Origin of the sequence: Catellatospora bangladeshensis, assembly GCF_016862575.1 — a bacterium.
Classification (GTDB): domain Bacteria; phylum Actinomycetota; class Actinomycetes; order Mycobacteriales; family Micromonosporaceae; genus Catellatospora; species Catellatospora bangladeshensis.
The window spans coordinates 1-18,176 of record NZ_BONF01000033.1 but is presented as its reverse complement, the minus strand read 5'-3'; the positions used below and the strand labels follow the sequence as shown (position 1 = coordinate 18,176).

Annotated in this window: 19 protein-coding genes; 11 read left to right on the top strand and 8 right to left on the bottom strand. The window is 72.2% G+C overall.

Annotated features, from left to right (window positions below):
- Positions 1 to 3 precede the first annotated feature (3 nt).
- Positions 4 to 903: a DNA-3-methyladenine glycosylase family protein gene (locus tag Cba03nite_RS26715; protein ID WP_203751687.1), complete on the top strand. Its 900-nt coding sequence runs from the start codon at positions 4 to 6 to the stop codon at positions 901 to 903.
- A 96-nt stretch (positions 904 to 999) separates the two neighbouring features.
- On the opposite strand, the gene Cba03nite_RS26710 is transcribed toward Cba03nite_RS26715, so the two are convergent.
- From Cba03nite_RS26710 to Cba03nite_RS26700, 3 genes are all read right to left on the bottom strand, one after another.
- Positions 1,000 to 2,721, bottom strand: coding sequence for an MOSC and FAD-binding oxidoreductase domain-containing protein (locus tag Cba03nite_RS26710; RefSeq protein WP_239126024.1), 1,722 nt, complete (start codon positions 2,719 to 2,721; stop codon positions 1,000 to 1,002).
- A gap of 178 nt (positions 2,722 to 2,899) precedes the next feature.
- Positions 2,900 to 4,537 (bottom strand): pectate lyase family protein, encoded by a 1,638-nt coding sequence (locus Cba03nite_RS26705; protein WP_203751657.1) that lies wholly within the window; start codon positions 4,535 to 4,537, stop codon positions 2,900 to 2,902.
- An 11-nt stretch (positions 4,538 to 4,548) separates the two neighbouring features.
- Positions 4,549 to 6,183, bottom strand: a complete 1,635-nt coding sequence (locus tag Cba03nite_RS26700) for a pectate lyase family protein (protein WP_203751654.1) — start codon at positions 6,181 to 6,183, stop codon at positions 4,549 to 4,551.
- 245 nt (positions 6,184 to 6,428) lie between these two features.
- Here Cba03nite_RS26700 and Cba03nite_RS26695 point away from each other — a divergent pair, with 245 nt between their 5' ends.
- From Cba03nite_RS26695 to Cba03nite_RS26685, 3 genes are all read left to right on the top strand, one after another.
- Positions 6,429 to 7,154 carry an SDR family oxidoreductase gene (locus tag Cba03nite_RS26695; RefSeq protein ID WP_203751651.1) on the top strand — a complete coding sequence of 242 codons (726 nt, stop codon included), beginning with the start codon at positions 6,429 to 6,431 and terminating at the stop codon, positions 7,152 to 7,154.
- 120 nt (positions 7,155 to 7,274) lie between these two features.
- A complete protein-coding gene (locus Cba03nite_RS26690; RefSeq protein ID WP_203751648.1) occupies positions 7,275 to 8,339 on the top strand; it encodes an ATP-dependent DNA ligase in 1,065 nt (354 codons plus the stop codon).
- 96 nt (positions 8,340 to 8,435) lie between these two features.
- Positions 8,436 to 9,908 (top strand): alpha/beta hydrolase, encoded by a 1,473-nt coding sequence (locus Cba03nite_RS26685; protein ID WP_203751958.1) that lies wholly within the window; start codon positions 8,436 to 8,438, stop codon positions 9,906 to 9,908.
- 3 nt (positions 9,909 to 9,911) lie between these two features.
- Here the strand turns inward: Cba03nite_RS26685 and ligD are convergent, their stop codons facing one another.
- Positions 9,912 to 10,937, bottom strand: a complete 1,026-nt coding sequence (ligD, locus tag Cba03nite_RS26680; protein WP_203751645.1) for a non-homologous end-joining DNA ligase — start codon at positions 10,935 to 10,937, stop codon at positions 9,912 to 9,914.
- A gap of 29 nt (positions 10,938 to 10,966) precedes the next feature.
- Between ligD and msrB the strand changes: the two genes are divergently transcribed.
- Positions 10,967 to 11,368, top strand: coding sequence for a peptide-methionine (R)-S-oxide reductase MsrB (gene msrB, locus Cba03nite_RS26675; protein ID WP_203751642.1), 402 nt, complete (start codon positions 10,967 to 10,969; stop codon positions 11,366 to 11,368).
- Between the two features lie 47 nt (positions 11,369 to 11,415).
- Here the strand turns inward: msrB and Cba03nite_RS26670 are convergent, their stop codons facing one another.
- Positions 11,416 to 11,613: a hypothetical protein gene (locus tag Cba03nite_RS26670; protein WP_203751639.1), complete on the bottom strand. Its 198-nt coding sequence runs from the start codon at positions 11,611 to 11,613 to the stop codon at positions 11,416 to 11,418.
- Entirely contained in the window at positions 11,613 to 11,843 is a 231-nt protein-coding gene (locus Cba03nite_RS26665) for a hypothetical protein (protein ID WP_203751636.1), read from the bottom strand. Before Cba03nite_RS26665 ends, Cba03nite_RS26670 begins: the two co-directional genes overlap by 1 nt.
- A 157-nt stretch (positions 11,844 to 12,000) precedes the next feature.
- Between Cba03nite_RS26665 and Cba03nite_RS26660 the strand changes: the two genes are divergently transcribed.
- Positions 12,001 to 12,471 carry a DUF4231 domain-containing protein gene (locus Cba03nite_RS26660; protein WP_203751633.1) on the top strand — a complete coding sequence of 157 codons (471 nt, stop codon included), beginning with the start codon at positions 12,001 to 12,003 and terminating at the stop codon, positions 12,469 to 12,471.
- On the opposite strand, the gene Cba03nite_RS26655 is transcribed toward Cba03nite_RS26660, so the two are convergent.
- On the bottom strand, positions 12,464 to 12,817 hold the full coding sequence (locus Cba03nite_RS26655; protein ID WP_203751630.1) for a hypothetical protein: 354 nt from the start codon (positions 12,815 to 12,817) through the stop codon (positions 12,464 to 12,466). The genes Cba03nite_RS26660 and Cba03nite_RS26655 overlap by 8 nt on opposite strands.
- An 87-nt stretch (positions 12,818 to 12,904) precedes the next feature.
- Between Cba03nite_RS26655 and Cba03nite_RS26650 the strand changes: the two genes are divergently transcribed.
- Complete coding sequence (locus tag Cba03nite_RS26650) at positions 12,905 to 13,702, top strand: isocitrate lyase/PEP mutase family protein (protein WP_203751627.1); 798 nt, start codon at positions 12,905 to 12,907, stop codon at positions 13,700 to 13,702.
- A 264-nt stretch (positions 13,703 to 13,966) separates the two neighbouring features.
- On the opposite strand, the gene Cba03nite_RS26645 is transcribed toward Cba03nite_RS26650, so the two are convergent.
- The gene (locus tag Cba03nite_RS26645; protein ID WP_239126023.1) at positions 13,967 to 14,374 is read right to left on the bottom strand and encodes an ArsC/Spx/MgsR family protein; all 408 of its coding nucleotides are present in this window, start codon (positions 14,372 to 14,374) and stop codon (positions 13,967 to 13,969) included.
- Between the two features lie 87 nt (positions 14,375 to 14,461).
- On the opposite strand from Cba03nite_RS26645, the gene Cba03nite_RS40020 reads away from it, so the two are divergent.
- The 4 genes from Cba03nite_RS40020 (at position 14,462) to Cba03nite_RS26625 (ending at position 18,168) form a co-directional block, all read left to right on the top strand.
- Positions 14,462 to 15,952, top strand: a complete 1,491-nt coding sequence (locus Cba03nite_RS40020; RefSeq protein WP_239126022.1) for a SigE family RNA polymerase sigma factor — start codon at positions 14,462 to 14,464, stop codon at positions 15,950 to 15,952.
- A gap of 93 nt (positions 15,953 to 16,045) precedes the next feature.
- On the top strand, positions 16,046 to 17,485 hold the full coding sequence (locus Cba03nite_RS40015; protein ID WP_239126021.1) for a SigE family RNA polymerase sigma factor: 1,440 nt from the start codon (positions 16,046 to 16,048) through the stop codon (positions 17,483 to 17,485).
- 37 nt (positions 17,486 to 17,522) lie between these two features.
- Complete coding sequence (locus tag Cba03nite_RS26630) at positions 17,523 to 17,729, top strand: hypothetical protein (protein ID WP_203751625.1); 207 nt, start codon at positions 17,523 to 17,525, stop codon at positions 17,727 to 17,729.
- A 10-nt stretch (positions 17,730 to 17,739) separates the two neighbouring features.
- A complete protein-coding gene (locus tag Cba03nite_RS26625) occupies positions 17,740 to 18,168 on the top strand; it encodes a hypothetical protein (RefSeq protein ID WP_203751622.1) in 429 nt (142 codons plus the stop codon).
- Positions 18,169 to 18,176: the final 8 nt, after the last annotated feature.

Here is an 18,176-nt window from a genome sequence, read left to right as displayed (position 1 = left end):
GGCGTGACCGAGCGACACGAGCTGCCCGAGCGATACGACATCGCCACCACGCTCGGGCAGCTCAGCCTCGGCCGGCACGACCCCTGCTCGCGCTGGATCGACGGCGTGTACTGGCTGGCTGCCCGGACCCCGGATGGACCGGGCAGCCTCGCCCTGCGATCCGCGGGCGGTCACCTGCACGTCGAGGCGTACGGCGAGGGCGCCGGCTGGTTGGCCCGGCACGCCGACGCGATCGCGGGCCTGCGCGACGACGTCACCGGCTTCGCCGAGCTGTCCCAGGCGCACCCGTTCGTCGCCCGGCTCGCGCGGGACCACGCCGGCCTGCGCCTGCCCGCCACCCGCCTGGCCTTCCCCCGCCTGCTGCGCGCCGTCTGCGAGCAGAAGGTCACCGGCACCGAGGCCTACCGGGCGTACTCCGCGATCGTCCGGAAGTTCGGCGGCAAGGCACCGGGCCCCGCCGAGTACCTGTGGCTGCCACCCGATCCCGAGGTCATCGCCGCCACCCCCTACTACGAGTTCCACCCGCTGGGGTTGGAGCAGAAGCGCGCCGACACGCTGCGCCGGGTCGCCGCCCAGGCCGCGCGCCTGGAACGCCGCCCCGACAGCGCCAGCCTCACCGCCCACCTGCTCACCATCCGCGGCATCGGCCCGTGGACCGCCGCCGAGACGGCCGCGATCGTGTTCGGCGACCCCGACGCCGTCTCCGTCGGCGACTTCCACCTGCCCAACTTCGTCTGCTACGCCCTCGCCGGCGAACCCCGCGGCACCGACGCCCGCATGCTCGAACTCCTGTCCCCCTTCACCGGCCACCGCGGCCGCGTCTGCCACCTCATCGAACTCTCCGGCCTAGGCGCCCCCAAATACGGCCCCCGCATGCCCATCCGCACCTTCCACACCTTCTGACCCCACCCACCTCCGACCTGGTTGATCATGAACTTATGGCACGGGTCGACGGCGTGTCGCGGCCCCAGCACCTTGATCAACATTTGGGTGCACCGGTCAGACGTCGAGTGTCAGCTCGGTGCGCGGCCGGGCGCAGCAGATGAGGACGCTGCCGTCGGCGGGGGCGTCGACCGGGTCGGGGAGGTAGTCCACCTCGCCGGAGAGCAGGCCGCTCTCGCAGGTGTGGCACACGCCGGTGCGGCACGACCAGCGCACCGGCACGTCGCACGCCTCGGCCAGCTCCAGCAGGCTGCCGTAGGCGGGATCCCAGGGCACGGTCAGCCCGCTGCGTACAAACGACACGGCCGGACCGGGTCCGGGATCACCCGCCGGCGGATGCGGCGCCCGCGCGGGAGCTGCCGCGATGCCGGGCGTCAGCCCCGGCTGCGCGCCGAACAGCTCGCTGTGCACCGCGGTGATCCCGAGGTCCCCGAGCGCGGCGGCGATCTGGGTCATGAACTCCGCCGGCCCGCACAGGTAGGCGGCCGTGTCCGGCGGCAGCCGCAGGCCGCGCAGCACGTCCGCGGTGATCCGCCCGGCGCCGGCGAAGTCCCGCCCGGCGACGTCGTCCGGCCCGGGACGGCTGTAGCAGATCCAGGCCCGCCCGTGCGGGAGCCGTCCGAGCAGCTCCCGGGCCTCCGCCGCGAAGGCGTGCTCGGCCCCGTCCCGCGCGCCGTGCACCCACCACACCGCGCGCTCAGACCGGACCGCCGCGAGCGCGTGCAGCATGGCGAGCACCGGCGTGACGCCGATGCCCGCCGACAGCAGCAGCACGGGGCTGTCGCCGGTTTCGAGCGTGAACGTGCCGCGCGGCGCGGCGGCCTCGACCGTCACGCCGGGGCGCATGTTCGCGCGCAGGTAGGCCCCGGCCGCGCCGTGCGGCTCCTGCTTCACACTGATCCGGTATGCCGGATCGCCCGGCTGCCCCGACAAGGAGTAGCTGCGGACCAGCGTCCCGTCCGGGGTGGGCAGGCGCAGGGTGAGGAACTGCCCCGGCAGCGCGGCGGGCAGCGGCGCGCCGTCGGCGGCGGCCAGGAGCAGCGAGAACACGTCCCGCGTGTCCTCCTCGTACCCGATCACGGTCAGTGGGCGGAACCCGGTCCACGCGGGCGGCGCGGCCGCGGTGACCAGGCCCGCGTTGCCCTCCCGCCCTTCCTCCTGGGCCAGCAGCGCCCGCATGGACTCCTGCCAGCCGGGGCTCAGCGCGGGGATGCGCAGCGCCCGCGCGGCCCCGTCGCGGGGGTGGCCGGGCAGGTACAGCAGCGCGTCGATCTCCGCGACGGTCATCGCCTCGGGCCCCGTGGACAGCTTGACGAACTCGTCCCCCGCCTGGACCAGCCCTTCCGTCAGCACGCGCAGGTAGAACCCCGGCCGATGATGCGCGACCAGCAGCGCGGGCAGCCGCGGCTCGCCCATCCGCAGCCCGACGCGGTAGCACGTGACACGCGGCTGGGTCACCTCCACCACGGCCTCGCCGACCCGGTAACGGTCACCGATGCACACCTCGTCGTCGGGCAGCCCGTCCACGGTGAAGTTCTCGCCGAAGTTCCCGTGGGTGAGGTCGTCGCGGCCCAGCTCCCGCTGCCAGTGGCGGTACGAGTCGAGCTGGTACACCAGCACCGCCCGCTGCTCGCCGCCGTGCCCGCCCAGGTCCCCCTGCCCATCCCCGTCCAGATTCAGCCGCCGCAGCATCACCGGCCCCTCGACCGGCTCCTTCCACACCCCGGTGTACACGGTCCGCCCGTGCCACACCACGTCCCGCGGCATCCCCACGTTCACCGACACCAACGTTACCACCTGCTCGAACCTACGCCGCTCACCCCGAACCACGCTGGTCGATCATGAGGTTAGGGCGACGACACGCCGCCGACCCGTGCCATAAGTTCATGATCAACCCGGGCAAGGGGCTCCGGCCGGTGGGGTGGCGGTCCGAGAGGCCGCCGCCCCACCGCCACCGCTAGAGCCGGCCTGGGCCGGCGCCGGAGGTGACCGTCGCGGGCACGGTGCCCGGGGCGGCCACGGTGTAGGCGTAGGAGGTGCCGGGGTCGGCGACCGTGCCGGCGGTTTCGCACGGGCCGGAGGCGACGAAGACGTTGTTGCGCTGGACGAGGCGGCCGGGGCCGCTGTCGGCGTAGCCGCTCGCCGAGAAGCACGGGTACGGCACGTTCTCGAAGTAGTTGCCCTCCAGCAGCACGCCGCCGTTCTGGGTGGAGGCGACGCCGTAGAGCTCGTTGCCGAGGAAGTAGTTGTTGTAGACGTGCACGGGGTCGCCCCAGCGCACGCGCGGGTGGCGCTGGCGGCTGTGGTCGAAGAAGTTGTGATGGATGGTCACCTTCAGGTGGCCGATGTCCTCGCTGCCGCTGCCGTCGGAGTGGCCGATCAGCATCGACTTGTCGGTGTGGTCGAAGTGGTTCCAGGACACGGTGACGTACTCGGCGCCGCGCACGATGTCGATGGAGCCGTCCACGGGGGCCACGAAGCGGTTGTGGTCGATCCAGACGTGGTGCGAGTTCTGGCCCACGTTGACCGCGTCGTCCTCGGCGTTGGTGAAGGTCAGGTTCCGCACGATGACGTTGTACGAGCGGTAGAAGTCGAACCCGCCGCCGTTGATGGTCGCGGTCGAGCCCAGCCCGATGATCGTCTTGTTCGGGCGGACCCCGCGCTTGCTGTCGATGGTGATCGTGCCCTGCACCTGGATGATCATCGGGCCGATGGTGTCGATGGCCGCGAGCAGCTCCTCCGTGGTGTCGACGACCACGGTCGGTCCGCCCACCCCGCCGTAGGTGCCGTTCTGGCCGAGCGCGTTCACGCTCGCGAAGCCGTCGGCCTGGTTCGGCGGCACCGGGCCTGGGCTGGTGCTCGGCGACGGGCTCGGCGGCCGCGACGGCGAGGCGCTCGGGGAGGCGCTCGGGCTCGGCGACACGCTCGGGCTGGGCCGCGGGGACGGCGACGCGCTCGCCGACGGTGACGGGCTCGGACTCGGCGGCGTCCCCGGGCCGCTGTCCACCCGCACGTCGTCGAAGATCGCGCTGGTGTACGCGGCGACGAGCCCGGCCCGCCCCGCGGCGAGGTTCCCGTCACCGGCGCTGACCAGCGCGACCCCGTCGACCGAACCGGACAGCTGCGACCCGGCCACGGTCAGCGCGAGCGTGTACCAGGTGCCCGTGCTCACCGGCACCGGCGCGCTGGCCAGCACCGTCACTCCCCCGCCGGAGATCCGGCGCAGCTGCGCCGTGCCGCCGCCGGTCAGCACGAACGCGTAGAAGCTGGTCATGCTCTGCGCGCGGGCGGCGATCCCGGCCGCGCGGGTGCTGTTGCCGAAGGCGACCGGCTGCACCCGGGCCTGGACCGTGTAGTCCGTCCAGCTCGTGCTGCCCGCCTGCGCCTTCGCGTCGGCACCGGTGCCGGTCTGGCGGTAGGCCTGCGCCGACACCGACCAGCTGCCGCCCGAGGTGGACCAGCCGGACGCGTTCCCGTCGGCGAAGTCGTCACTGAACAGCGTCGCGGCGTCGGCCCGGCCGACCGCGAACGCGCTCACCGCGACCGTCGCGGCCAGCACCGCCGCGGCGGCCCATGCTCTGCGTGCGGTTCTCATGGCGTACCCCCTCAGATCTTTCCGACGCCCGCACCGGCGGGCACGATGGCCGGGACGGAGGCCGGCGGGTCCACGGTGTAGGCGTAGTAGGTCGCCGGGTCGGTGACGGTGCCGCGCACCTCGATGGGGTGGTTGCACTCGACGAGGATGTTGTTGCGCTCGACCATGCGGCCCAGCGGCCCGCTGAACTCGACCCGGCCCGGGTTGTTCACGCTGTAGAAGTAGTTGCCCTCCACGAACAGGCCGGACTCGTTGGTCGACGCGATGCCGTAGCTGTTGTCGAAGTAGTAGTTGTTGTAGACGTGCACCAGCGGCGAGAAGCGCACCCGCGGGTTGCGCTGGTCGGAGCGGTCGAAGAAGTTGTGGTGGTAGGTCACCCGCAGCCGGCCGGTGTCCTGCGCGCCGTTGGCGTCGTCGTGGCCGACCAGGGTCGTCTTGTCGTGGTCGTGGAACCTGTTCCAGGACACCGTGAGCAGGTCGGAGCCGCGTTTGATGTCGAGCGCGCCGTCGCCGCCGTCGGACAGGTCGTTGTGGTCGATCCAGATGTGGTGCGAGAACATCTGCACGTTGATCAGGTCGTCGCTCGCGCCGCTGATCGACAGGTTCCGGATGATGATGTTGTGTACGGCGTTCGCCGGCGGCGAGGTGACCGCGTCGCTGATCGGCAGGCCGATGTTGAGGCCCCCGCCCACCAGGCGCGCGGTGGAGCCGAGGCCCACGATCGTCTTGTCCGAGGCCACGCTGTGCATGCCGTCGGTGGTGCCGGTGGGCAGCGTGATCGTGCCCGACACCTGGATCGTGTACGGCCCGGTGCGCGCGATGTAGTCGAGGAACTCCTCGGTGGTGTCCACGGTGACCGTGGGGCCGCCCGCGCCGCCCGTGGTGGTGGCCTGGCCGTACCCGGCGACCGTGGCGAACCCGTCCGGCTGCCCCGGCCCCGGCGGGTTCGGCGGCGGCCCGCTCGGGCTGGGACTCGCGCTCGGGCTCGGCGGGCTGCTCGGGCTCGGGCTTCCGCTCGCACTCGGGCTGGGCGACGGCCCCGCCGCGTCGACGACCAGCACGTCGTCGAAGTTGGCGGCGGCGTTGTAGGTCGCCACGCCGACCTGCCCGGTGGCGAACTGGCTGTCGGTCGCGGTCACCGTGCTGCCGCCGTTGACCCTGCCCTCCAGGCCGCTGCCACTGACCTTGAGGCTGAGCGTGTACCAGGTGCCCGTGGTCACCGTGACCGCCGCGCTGGCGAGCGTCGTCGACGACCCGCCGACCAGCTTCTTCAGCTCGACCGTGTTGTTGGTGCGCAGCGCCAGGTAGTAGTAGCTGGTGTTGGACTGGGCACGGGCCAGCACCGCCGCGAACCGGTTGGTCCCGTTGACCGCGGTCAGCTTCACGCGCACGGACACCGTGTAGTTCGACCAGGAGGTGGCGCCCGCGCGGGCCCGCGCGTCGGAGCTCGTCCCGGACTGCCGCAGCACCGGCGTGCCGTCCGCGCTCACCGTCCAGGTCCCGCCGGACGTGGTCCACCCGGTGGAGTTGCCGTCGTTGAAGTCGTCACTGAACATCGTGGCCGCGCTGGCCGTGCCCGCGTAGAGCACCACCGCCGCCGTCATGGCCGCCACCGCGGCGGTGGCGATCCTGGTACGTACCTTCATGCGCCTTCCTCTCGCCGCGACATCGAAACATCGATGTAACTCAACTCGTCCACGCAGCATAGGAAAGCGCTTTCCCCTCCCACAAGGCATGCCATGTGCAGGTTTGTTGCAGCCCCCGGGCCCTTCTGGGTTGATCATGAACTTATGGCACGGGTCGACGGCGTGTCGTGGGCACAGCCTCCTGATCGACAGGCCGCCTGGGGCGGGTTGACCTCCAGCGCGGTTGAGGTGCTGGGATCGGCGGCATGGAGTTCGAGGGACTGCGAGTGGTGGTCACGGGGGCGGGGCGGGACACCGGGCGGCTGCTCGCGGCCGAGTTCGCCGCCAGGGGTGCGCGGGTCTACCTGTCGGCGCGGGACATCGCGGCGGCACGTGCCACCGCCGATCTGATCAACGAGGACGGGCGCGGTACGGCCGAGCCGTTCGCCTGCGACCTGGCCGATCCGGGCGCGGTACGCGATTTCGCCGCCGCCGTCGCCGCGCGCACCGGGCACCTGGATGTGCTGGTCAACAACGCGGCGGCGTACGCGAACGGCCCGGACCTGGCCGACGCCTCGGACGAGACGGTCGCCGACCTGATCGGCGGGGCGGCGACGGGGACCACCCTGCTGGTCAAGCACCTGCTGCCGCTGCTGCGCGCGTCGGCGCGACCGGACATCGTCAACCTGATCTCCGGCTGCGGCGAGCCGGGACACCACCGCTCGACCGCCCATCCCGCCTTCTACGCCGCCAAGCACGCGCAGGCCGGGCTCGCCGGGATCCTGTCGCACCGGCTGCGCCCCGAGGGCATCCGGGTGATCTCGCTGTTCCCGCCGGACTTCGTGCAGGACGGGCCGCGTACCGCGCAGGCGATGCTCACGGCCCGCTCGGTGGCGGACTGCGTGCTGTTCGCGGTCGGTCAGCCCCGGGACTGCTTCATCCGCGAGTTCCGCTTCGAGCAGGAGCAGGCGAGCCTCGGCAGCCCGGCGTGACAGCCGCCGGCCTGTCGATCAGGAGGTCGTGGCCACGACACGCCGCCGAACCGTGACATATGTTCATGATCAACGGGGAGGTTCGGCGCGGGATGGGGGGTTTGCTGGTTGACTGGTGGCATGGATCTGCCGGTTAACCCCCCAGTGGAGCCGATGCTGGCCAAGCCGGTGTCGAAGCTGCCCACCGAGCCGGGTATGACGTACGAGCCCAAGTGGGACGGATACCGCTGCATCATCTTCCGCGACGGCGACGAGGTGGAGCTGGCCAGCCGCGGCGGCAAGACGCTGACCCGCTACTTCCCCGAGGTCGTCAACCAGGCCCTCAAGCAGCTGCCCCCGCGCTCCGTGATCGACTGCGAGCTGGTCATCATCCGGCGCGACGAGGGCAGCATCCCCCGCCTCGACTTCGACCTGCTCAGCCAGCGCATCCACCCGGCCGCGAGCCGGGTGAGCAAGCTGTCCGCCGAGATCCCCGCCGACATCATCGCGTTCGACCTGCTGGCGCTGGACGACCGCTCGCTGATGGACCAGCCCTACGCCCAGCGCCGCGCCCTGCTCACCCAGGCGCTCGCGCACGTGGAGCCGCCGGTGCACCTGACCCCGGTGACCACCGACCCGGACACGGCACGCGAGTGGTTCACCGCGTTCGAGGGCGCGGGGCTGGACGGGCTGATCGCCAAGCCCGCCGACATCCCGTACGCCCCCAACAAGCGGCTCATGCACAAGATCAAGCATTCGCGCACGGCGGACGCGGTGGTGGCCGGCTTCCGGTACCACACGTCCGGGCCGGTGGTCGGCTCGCTGCTGCTCGGCCTCTACGACGACCAGGGCATGCTGCACCACGTGGGGGTCAGCGCGTCGTTCACCGCCGCGCGGCGGGCCGAGCTGCTCACCGAGCTGGAGCCGTACCGCAACCCCACCGGGCACCCGTGGGCGTCGGCTTCGGACGGTCAGCGCGTTCCCGGTGCGCCCAGCCGCTGGACAGGGGGTAAGGACCTTGCCTTCGAACCGCTACGCCCCGAGCTGGTGGTCGAGGTCGCCTACGACGCCATGGAGGGCGACCGCTTCCGCCACACCGCCCAGTTCAAGCGCTGGCGGCCGGACCGCGACCCCCGGTCCTGCACCTACGACCAACTCGACCGTCCTATCAGCCTCAACGTCGACGAGGTACTGGGTACCCCGTAGGCTCGGGCGGATCCGTCTCCGGGGGGAGTGAACACGCTCGTGCGTCTCAGGTACAACAGGGTGGCCCGCGCCGTCGTCGCGCTGGTGGCCGCAACCATGACCACGACCGGATGCGTGCTGCCGCTGCCGAACTTCGGCGGCAGCCCGCGCCCGGCGGCGAGCCCCGAAGCCGGCTGGCGGCTCTGCCCGGAGATCCCGGCCGCGCTGCTGGGCAAGGCGCCGTCCGACTTCACCTTCGAGTGCAAGACGGTGAAGGTCCCGGCGGACTGGAACAAGCCCGACAACGGCCAGACCATCGACATCGAGGTGATGCGCGCCCGCGCCACCGACCAGCGCGACCGCATCGGCGCGCTCATGGTCAACCCGGGCGGGCCCGGCGCGTCCGGCATCGACCTGGCGGCATACCTCACCCGCGGCCTGCCCGTCGAGATCACCCGGCGCTTCGACATCGTCGGCTTCGACCCGCGCGGCGTGGGCCGGTCCACCCCGGTCGACTGCTACACCGACGCCGATCTGGACGCCACCTTCGCGTCCGACCCCGACCCGGTCACCTGGCCGGAGTTCCAGGAGGTCGACGCGCTCACCCGGCGCATGGTCGACGGCTGCAAGGCCAAGTACGGCGAGCGCCTGGGGCTGTTCGGCACCAAGCAGGCCGCCCGGGACATGGAGGCGATCCGCGAGTCGCTGGGCGAGGGCAAGATGAACTACCTCGGCTACTCGTACGGCACCCTGCTCGGCGCGGTGTACGCGCAGCTGTACCCGCAGAACATCCGGGCCATGGTGCTCGACGGCGCGGTCGACCCGACGCAGACCTCGATCGAGTCGTCGGAGAAGCAGGCGATGGGCTTCGAGCGAGCGTTCGACAACTTCACCGCCTGGTGCACCCAGAACAGGAGCCAGTGCCCGATCGACGGCAACGCCCGCGCCGTCGTGGAGAAGCTGATGCAGGACGCCGAGACCAACCCGGTCGGCAACCCCGACGGCCGCAAGGCCACCCCGGGCTGGATCTTCTGGGGCGTGGTCTCCTCGCTCTACACCCAGGCCCGCTGGCCGGACCTGGGGCAGGCCCTGGCCGACCTGCAGGACGGCAAAGCGGAGGCGATCTTCGCGCTGGCCGACTCGTACGCCGACCGCGGCCCCAACGGGGAGTACACCAACCTGTTCGACGCCAACGCGGCGGTGAACTGCGCCGACGACGGCGACCCGGCCACGATCGCGGAGATCCGCAAGCTGCAGTCCGAGTGGCGGCAGAAGTACCCGCTGTTCGGCGCGCCGCTGGCGGTGGGCATGCTCACCTGCTCGGTGTGGCCCACCGAGCCCGAGCCGTACCCGACGGGCAAGGCCGAGGGCGCGCCGCCGATCCTGGTGGTGGGCACCAAGGGCGACCCGGCCACGCCGTACGAGCAGACCCAGAAGCTGGCCGACATGCTCGGCGTCGGCGTGGTGCTCACCTGGGACGGCGAGGGGCACACCGCCTACCCGGAGACGCGCTGCATCAACCGGTACGTCAACAACTTCCTGATCAACCTGGAGGTGCCGCCCGCCGGGACGGTGTGCCCGCCCCAGTAGGCGTCACTCGGCGTGGTCGGTGCGGGCGCGGCTGGGCTGCACCCGCATCGGCTCGCCGGGCATCTTCGGATAATCCGGCGGGTACGGCATCTCGCCGAGCTTGTGGTCGCGCTCGTCCCGCTCCCACCACTCCAGCAGCGTGGAGATGTCGTGCGCGACGTCGTCCATACCGGCGTAGAGGTCCCCGACCTCGGCCAGCCGCGGCGGCACGGTGCGCAGGTCGAAGTCGTCCGGCTCGACCTGCGCCAGCTCTTCCCAGGTGACCGGGGTGCTGACCGTGGCGCGCGGGTTGGCGCGCAGCGAGTACGGCGCGGCGATGGTGCGGTCGCGGGCCATCTGGTTGTAGTCGATGAAGACCTGCTCGCCGCGCTCCTCCTTCCACCACGCCGTCGTGATCGCCACCGGGTCGCGCCGCTCCAGCTCGCGGGCGAACGCGATGGCCGCGCGGCGGGCCTCGACGAAGGGCCAGTCGGGCTTGATCCGCACGTAGATGTGGATGCCCCGGCCGCCGGAGGTCTTCGGGTAGCCGACCAGCCCGGCGTCGGCGAGCACCTCGCGGGCGAGCGCGGCCACCTTCACCGCGTCCGCGAAGCCGGTCCCGGGCTGCGGGTCGAGGTCGATGCGCAGCTCGTCGGGGTTCTCCGTGGCGGGGGCGCGCACCGGCCACGGGTGGAACACGACCGTGCTCATCTGCGCCGCCCAGAGCAGCGCCGCCGGCTCCTGCGGGCACAGCTCGTCGGCCTTGCGCCCGCTCGGGAACTTGATCTCCGCGGTGGTGATCCAGTCGGGCACGCCGCGCTGGGGCACCCGCTTCTGGAAGAACATCTCCCCGTCGAGGCCGTCCGGGAAGCGCTGCAGCATCGTCGGCCGGTCCCGCATGTAGCGCAGCATGGGCTCGGACACGGCCAGGTAGTACTCGAAGAGGTCCTGCTTCGTGTAGCCGCGTTCCGGGAAGAAGACCTTGTCCGGGCTGCTGAGTCTTACGGTACGGTTACCGACCTCGTATTCGAGCGCTTGCGCCTTGGGCATGGCCCGACGCTACCGCGTACGGTCGAGGCATGGAGCAGAACGTCAGCCAGCTGAGCGAGCAGGAGTGGCGCGTGCGCCTCAACCCGGAGGAGTTCCGGGTGCTGCGCCAGGCGGGCACTGAGGCACCGTGGTCCGGCAAGTACGTCAACACCAAGACCCCTGGCACGTACAAGTGCCGTGCGTGTGGGACGGCGCTGTTCGACAGCGTCACGAAGTTCGACAGCCACTGCGGCTGGCCGAGCTTCGACGAGGCGCTGCCGGGGACCATCAAGTACATCGAGGACAGGTCGCTGGGCATGGTGCGCGTGGAGGTGCGCTGCGCCAACTGCGACTCGCACCTCGGGCACCGGTTCGACGGCGAGGGCTTCACCCCGAAGGACGCGCGCTACTGCATCAACAGCGTCTGCCTCGACCTTGAGGAGAAGGCCTAGGGGGTATGCGGAGAGGCGTTCAGTCGGACGCCTCTCCGCGGGTGCCGTCAGTCGCCAGCGGCGCGCAGCTCGCGGCGGGCGGCGGCGACGCGCTGGTCGAACTCGGCGCGCGTCATGCGCCCGGCCCGCACCAGCCGCGCCCAGTAGCGGATCCGGAAGCTGAGCAGGCTGTGCGCGGCGGGAACCGCCAGCCCGCTCGCGGCGAGGATGGCCTCGAACTCGCGGCGCATCGCAGCGTCGTCCATCAGCAAGCCTCCCGCTCGCCGTCGACCGGGAAGCCCAGCGTCCGGCGGCTCTCGGCCATCCGCGCCTCCAGCTGCTCCCGCGTGATCTCGCCTGCCGCGAGCTGCCGGGACAGCCCGCGGAACCGCGCCGCGAGCACGCTCAGCGGGCTCGCCTGGAGCACGTCGTTGATTCGCATGATCTCCGTGAACGTACGCTCCACCGTTCGCGGGTCGTTCGTGTCCGGCCTCATGAGACGGACGCTAAACGCGGGGTCCGACAATTTCGCGTACCGAGAGTGCCCGGACCGTGACGCGAAACCGTCGGGACTACGACCGAACCGAGGGCTGTCCGTCCGGGAAGGACCGTGCCACCATCATCGGGACTTCGGCGACCGGGAGGCGGACGGCATGGCGGAACAGCCCGTGTGGTGGCAGCGGCTCACCTCCCCCGGCGGCGTCCCGCTGCCGCTCAGCGTGCAGGAGCGGCTCGGGTGGTACTCGCGGCAGGTGCGCCGCCAGCGGATCATGAACTACACGCTGGAGGGCGTGACCGTGGTGGTCGCCGCGAGCATCCCCGCCGCGGCCGCGCTCGGCGCTCCGACCGCCGTCACCGCCGTGCTCGGTGCTCTGGTCGCCGTGCTGGCCGGGCTGCGGCAGCTGGTCCGGCCGGGCGAGAGCTGGATCCGGGCCAGCGCCACGCTGGTGGCCATGCAGCGCGAGGCGGTCGTGTGGAGCGCGGGCGCGGCTCCCTACGACGCCGACCGCGCCGAGACGATCCTCGTCGAGAACGTGGAGAGTTTGGTCGCGGCTGAGACGTCGCAGTGGGCCGAGCAGCGCACGGTGCGCCGCTCGGAGCCGGAGCAGCAGCCCGTCAGCTGACGTACCAGTCGAACAGCTCCCAGCCGGGCGGAGTGGCCATCACCAGCAGCGCCACCAGTGTGGCCACGCTGGTGGCGGCCAGCGCGACGCGCAGCCGGGGCGCGGACCGGACCTCGGCCGAACGCCACGCCCCCGCGGCCAGCGCAAGGCAGAGCACCGCCAAGGGCAGGCCGAGCGCCGTCGCCAGCACCGCGGGCCAGGACCAGCCGGGCGGCGACTGCTCGGGGAAGTACCGCGCGTCCGTGGTGAGGTAGGCGACCGCCCCGTAGGCGTACGCCAGCACCAGCACCAGCTGGACCGTGCTCAGCGCGCCCGCGAAGGTCCGGGTCGTCGACGTCTGTCGCATCGACGCACCATACCGGTTCCCGACGGGCTGACGGTCACGTCCGATCGCCGCCGGTCGAGTGTCGGTGCTTCGTGATCGACTGTGCCCATGACTTCTGACAAGTACGACGTGTTCCGTGCGCTGCACCGTCCCGGCGACCCGCTGCGCCTGGCGAACGCGTGGGATGTGGCGAGCGCCCGCGTCGTCGAGCAGGCCGGCGCCCCGGCCATTGCGACCACCAGCGCGGGCGTGGCCTGGAGCCTGGGCGCGAAGGACGGCAACGTGCTCGACCGGGATCGCGCCGTGGACCTGGTGGCCCGGGTCGTGGCCGCGGTGTCGGTGCCGGTGACCGCCGACGTCGAGGGCGGGTTCGCCGACGACGCGGCGGGGGTCGCCGAGACGGTGCGGCTGGTCGTCGCGGCGGGGGCGGCCGGGATCAACCTGGAAGACAGCGACCGTAGCGGCGCAGCCCCGCAGCTGACCGTGGTGGAGGCGGCGCGGCGGTTCGCGGCGGCCCGTGCGGCGGCCGGGGACGGGCTGTTCGTCAACGCGCGGGTGGACACGTTCTTCCACGGCGGCACCGTGGCAGATGCCCTGGCCAGAGCGCGGGCTTACGTCGACGCGGGAGCCGATGGCGTGTTCGTGCCCGGCACGGCCGACCCGGCGGTGATCGCCGAGCTGGTCGCGGGCATCGATGCGCCGCTGAACGTCCTGGTCGGGCCGGGCTCCCCGGCCGTGGCGGAGCTGGCGGCGCTCGGGGTGGCCCGGGTGAGCCTGGGTTCGTCGGTAGCCGAGGCGGCATACGCGGTGGTCCGGCGCGCGGCCGAGGAGCTGCAGGCCAAGGGCACGTACAGCGCGGTCGAAGGCGGACTGGCCTACGGCGACGTGAACGCGCTCCTGTCCTGACGGCCACTTGGCTGGGCATGATCGCGGTCTCGTGTCGAAATCTGAGGTCTGGCCGCAGGTTCCGACACGAGACCGCGATCATGCGCCGAGGACCGGTGTCGAGCGGTGTCCTTCAGCCGGGGATGATCGCGACTTCGTGTCAGAACCTGTGGTCCGGCTGCACTTTGTGACACGAATCCGCGATCTTCGCGGCGGCAGCCGCCAGGCAGCACACGCCCGGCAGCACCCGCCCCCAGCAGCACACACCTCCGGCAGCGCACGCTTTCACGGCAGTGGCGGTTCCGTCACGCGCGTGGCGGTGGCCACCGCCTGGGACAGGGCCTCCGGGGTGCGGCCCACCACGGCAGTGCCGTCGTCGAGCAGCAGGATCGGCCGCTGGATCAGCTCGGGGTGGGCCGCCATCGCGTCGATCCAGCGCTCGCGCGACGCCTCGTCCCGGGGCCAGTCGGCCAGGCCCAGCTCGGCGGCGACCGGCTCGCCCAGCCGGCAGACCTCCCACGGCTGCGCGCCCAGCCGTCCCAGCACGTCCTCCAGCTCGGCGGCGCTCGGCGGCGCGGTCAGGTACGGCCGCAGCGTCACCGGCACCGCGGCCAGCTCGAACGTCTCCCGCGCCGCGGCGCACTTCGAGCACGAGGGGTTGTTCCACATCTCCACACCGCTATCCTCGCGCATCCGGGGATTCGCGGTTGATCGCGTTCAACCCCGGATGCCTCCCAGCGCGTACCTGCTGCGAGAGCAGCGAGCACAGGAGGTATGGCCATGGCCGAGACGGCCACGTTCGACGAGTTCGTCACGACGCGCTCGCGGCATCTGCTGCGCGTCGCGTACCTGCTCACCGGCGATCACGCCCTGGCCGAGGACCTGCTGCAGACCACCCTGGTGAAGTCCTGGTCGGCCTGGCGGCGCATCGAGGGCGACCCGGAGCCGTACGTCCGCCGTGTGCTCGCCAACACGTTCAACTCCTGGTGGCGGCGGCGGTGGACCGGCGAACGGCCCACCGAGACGCTGCCCGACCGGGCCGGACCCGTCCCGCAGGCGGAGGTCGACGAGCGCGACCGGGTCTGGCGGGCACTGTCCCGGCTGCCCCGGCAGCAGCGCCTGGTGCTGGTGCTGCGCTACTTCGAGGATCTCAGCGAGGCGGACATCGCGCGGACGCTCGACATCTCCGCCGGCTCGGTGAAGACCCACGCGTCGAAGGGGCTGGCGAAGCTGCGGCTGGACCCGGACCTGCGGACGCTCCCGCTGCCCGACGGCGAAGACGCACCCACCGGCAACGAGCGCCTGGTCGCGGTGCGGGGGCGCATCACGCGGCGGCGCCGGCTGCGCACGGCCGTCACCGTCGCCGCCGCCTGCCTCGCCGCGATCGCGCTGGTCGCCGCGTACGCCCTGCTGCCGCAGCTGCGCGCGAAGGCGCTGCCGGAGCCCGCGTTCCGGATCCAGCTCCCGAAGTACGCGCAGACCAGCACGATGCCGTTCGACGTCGACTACTACCGGCTGGGGCCGTCGGCGCAGTACGGCTACGCCGAGCGCCTGGACCGGGCACTGGTCTGGACGCCGGGTGAGCGGCCGGAGGCGCTGTTCGTGACCTGTCGGCTTCCCGGCACGCTGAACGTCGCGGTGTACGCCCGGGTCAACGGCCGGGAGGTGTGGTCGGGCGCGTGCGTGGACGAGCCGATCGCCTTGAAGAGCTTCTTCGGCGTGCTGGACCCGGCGCGATTGGGCCTTGTCCCCGGCAAGCCGGCCGAGGTGAGCCTGGAGTTGCGGACGGAAGGGCCGCTTCCGGTGGGCACCGTGGCCGTGTCGATCGGCGAACTGATCTCGTTCGAGGAGTTTCCGCTGGTCTATCCCTCGACTCAGTCGGCGCCGCTCAATCGCGTGCTGGAGTCGGTCGATCCCGCGAAGATCACCAGGCTGGACGCCGGTGGTCCGCACAGCGTCACCGTGGTCTGGCGCGGGTCGCTGATCCTGCAGGCCCGGTCGCAGACGCCCGGACGGCTGCGGATCTCCGTGGACGGCGTGGCGATACACACGCTCGACTTCGGCACCCTGCCGTGGACCGTTCAAAGCAACGACGACAGCGTCACCCCGCCCTGGGGAGCCGCACCCATCTCCGCGTCCCTGCAGGCCGGGCGGAACCGCATCAGCGGCGGCCGCTGGGATCCGGTCCCGGGTTCGCTGGTCACGATCTCGGTGGAGGCCGAGCGCATGACGGGCGACTGGTACGTGGCCTTCTACCCACCGAAGCAATGACGTCCCGCGATTACCTGACGCCGGGCCACAACCGATGCTGTACGCCAACGAGTAGCTGTTGCTGACGGCACCGATGGGGAGGGCGCGCGAGGCATGGCCGGCACGGCGGAGTTCGACGAGTTCGTCATGGCGCGGTCGCGGCACCTGCTGCGGATCGCGTACCTGCTCACCGGCGACCACGCCCTGGCCGAGGACCTGCTGCAGACCGCGCTGGTGAAGTCGTGGTCGGCGTGGCGGCGCATCCACGGCGACCCGGAGCCGTACGTGCGGCAGGTGCTGGTCAACACGTACCGCTCGTGGTGGCGGCGGCGCTGGAACGGCGAGCGCCCCACCGACGTGCTGCCCGAGCAGGCGATCACCGCCCCGCAGGCGGCGGTCGACGAACGCGACGAGGTGTGGCGCGCGCTGGGGCGGCTGTCCCGGCAGCAGCGGGTGGTGCTGGTGCTGCGTTACTTCGAGGATCTGACCGAGGCGGAGATCGCGCAGGCGCTGGGCATCTCCCCCGGCTCGGTGAAGAGCTACGCGGCCAAGGGTCTGGCCCGGCTGCGGGTCGACCCGGATCTGCAGGCGCTGCCGCTGCCGGGCGAGGACGCCCCGGCGGGCAACGAGCGGCTGGTGGCGGTGCGGGAGCGGGTCGCGCAGCAGCGCCGGGCCAAGCTCGCGTCCGTCGCCGCGGCCTGCGCGGTGGTGCTGGCGGGCATCGCTGGGTACGCCGTCGGCCCCGGCCGGGGCCCGGACCAGTTCTCCGGGGTGCCGGACTTCCACCAGGGTTACCGGATCGTGGAGCGCGAGTCGGCGAGCTTCGCCGCCGGGCAGGGCGGGTTCACGATGACTCCGTCCACGCTGGACCTGGCGTTCTTCCCGGCGTGTACGCATTCCGGCTACGCGCTGCCGCTGATCATCCACGTGTGGATCAACGGGAGGTCGCTGGGCACCGCCGAGTGCGACACCCGGGGACTGTCCTTCGACGCCCGGCTGCAACCGGCCCCGGACACGCTGCGCGACGCCGAGGTGGAGATCGGCAAGCCGATGACGGTCACGTACTCCCTGGACGTGGGCTACGTCTACGGCGGCTCGCAGTCCACGAGCTCGCCGACGCCGGGTCCGGCCCCGGCCGACGGGGTGCTGGCGGTGCTGGTCGGTGAGGCGGTGCCGTTCGGCGAGGTGTCGCTGCCGGAGCGCCCCGCCACGCTGGCGCCGCTGTCGCGGCCGGGCGCGGCGCTGCCCGGCAGCGCCCTGATCACGGCGGACGGTCCGCACACGGCCAGCTACGACTGGCAGCGCGGCGGAGTCCGGATCATGGCCGCCGCGCAGACGCCGGGCGTGCTGCGGATTCTGATCAACGGGGTGCCGGTCGACGTCAAGACCTGGTGGGACTACGAGCAGGCGGTATGGCAGTCGGTCTTCGAACCGGCCTCCGACGACGCGCAGCGGCGCGGGCTCAGCCTGTCCTACCCGGATCAGCTGACGATCTCGGTCGAGGCCGAGCACATGACCGGCGACTGGTTCGTGGCGGTGATGCCGGCGACCTGATCCCGCCCGCGGCGCATGTCGGCCCTACGTCCGGAGGGTGCTACTGAACACGTACAACTCCTGGTGGCGACGCAACCTGCCGCTGCGCGCGGAGGACGACGCGCCCGCCGGCAACGAGCGGCTGGCCGCGGTGCGGGGCCGGATCGCGCGGCGCCGCCGCAACCGGCTGGCGGCGCTGGCCGTGGCGGGGGCCGTGGTGCTGGCCGGGATCGCCGGGTACGTCGCCGCGCACTGGCCGCGCTAGGGTCGGCACCGTGGACGATCAGGCGGAGTGGCGGGCGCGGCGCGACAACGCGGTGGCCCAGCACGCGCTGGCCGAGCAGCGGCAGCGGGCGGCGGAGACGGAGCGGGCGAAGGAGCTGGTGCGCCGGTTCGCCGCCGAGGCGGGCGCGCGCGGCCTGCGCACCACCGCGCTGACCGCGTTCGCGTACGACGGCGGCGGGCGCTACCGCACGGGCCTGCGCGGCTGGTATCTGCAGCGCGCCCGCACGCTGGCGGTGACCCCCGACGGCACGTTCTACGTGCTCGGGGTGCCCGCCTCGCTGCGGGCGCGGCTGACCGGTGCGCAGGTGCCGCCCGCCGACCCGCCGCTGATCGTGGGCCGGGGCGCCCGCGACGGCGAGTCGATGCCGCTGGAGCAGCTGCTGCGGCAGCGCCTGGAAGCGGGCGACGACTGGGATTGAGCGTTAAG

Coding starts and splice junctions, on each gene's coding strand:
- Cba03nite_RS26705 (WP_203751657.1), bottom strand. CDS start 4,537: ATGAGAACCGCACGCAGAGCATGGGCCGCCGCGGCGGTGCTGGCCGCG.
- Cba03nite_RS26700 (WP_203751654.1), bottom strand. CDS start 6,183: ATGAAGGTACGTACCAGGATCGCCACCGCCGCGGTGGCGGCCATGACG.
- Cba03nite_RS26695 (WP_203751651.1), top strand. CDS start 6,429: ATGGAGTTCGAGGGACTGCGAGTGGTGGTCACGGGGGCGGGGCGGGAC.
- Cba03nite_RS26690 (WP_203751648.1), top strand. CDS start 7,275: ATGGATCTGCCGGTTAACCCCCCAGTGGAGCCGATGCTGGCCAAGCCG.
- Cba03nite_RS26685 (WP_203751958.1), top strand. CDS start 8,436: ATGACCACGACCGGATGCGTGCTGCCGCTGCCGAACTTCGGCGGCAGC.
- ligD (WP_203751645.1), bottom strand. CDS start 10,937: ATGCCCAAGGCGCAAGCGCTCGAATACGAGGTCGGTAACCGTACCGTA.
- msrB (WP_203751642.1), top strand. CDS start 10,967: ATGGAGCAGAACGTCAGCCAGCTGAGCGAGCAGGAGTGGCGCGTGCGC.
- Cba03nite_RS26670 (WP_203751639.1), bottom strand. CDS start 11,613: ATGGACGACGCTGCGATGCGCCGCGAGTTCGAGGCCATCCTCGCCGCG.
- Cba03nite_RS26665 (WP_203751636.1), bottom strand. CDS start 11,843: ATGAGGCCGGACACGAACGACCCGCGAACGGTGGAGCGTACGTTCACG.
- Cba03nite_RS26660 (WP_203751633.1), top strand. CDS start 12,001: ATGGCGGAACAGCCCGTGTGGTGGCAGCGGCTCACCTCCCCCGGCGGC.
- Cba03nite_RS26655 (WP_203751630.1), bottom strand. CDS start 12,817: ATGCGACAGACGTCGACGACCCGGACCTTCGCGGGCGCGCTGAGCACG.
- Cba03nite_RS26650 (WP_203751627.1), top strand. CDS start 12,905: ATGACTTCTGACAAGTACGACGTGTTCCGTGCGCTGCACCGTCCCGGC.
- Cba03nite_RS26645 (WP_239126023.1), bottom strand. CDS start 14,374: ATGCGCGAGGATAGCGGTGTGGAGATGTGGAACAACCCCTCGTGCTCG.
- Cba03nite_RS40020 (WP_239126022.1), top strand. CDS start 14,462: ATGGCCGAGACGGCCACGTTCGACGAGTTCGTCACGACGCGCTCGCGG.
- Cba03nite_RS40015 (WP_239126021.1), top strand. CDS start 16,046: ATGGCCGGCACGGCGGAGTTCGACGAGTTCGTCATGGCGCGGTCGCGG.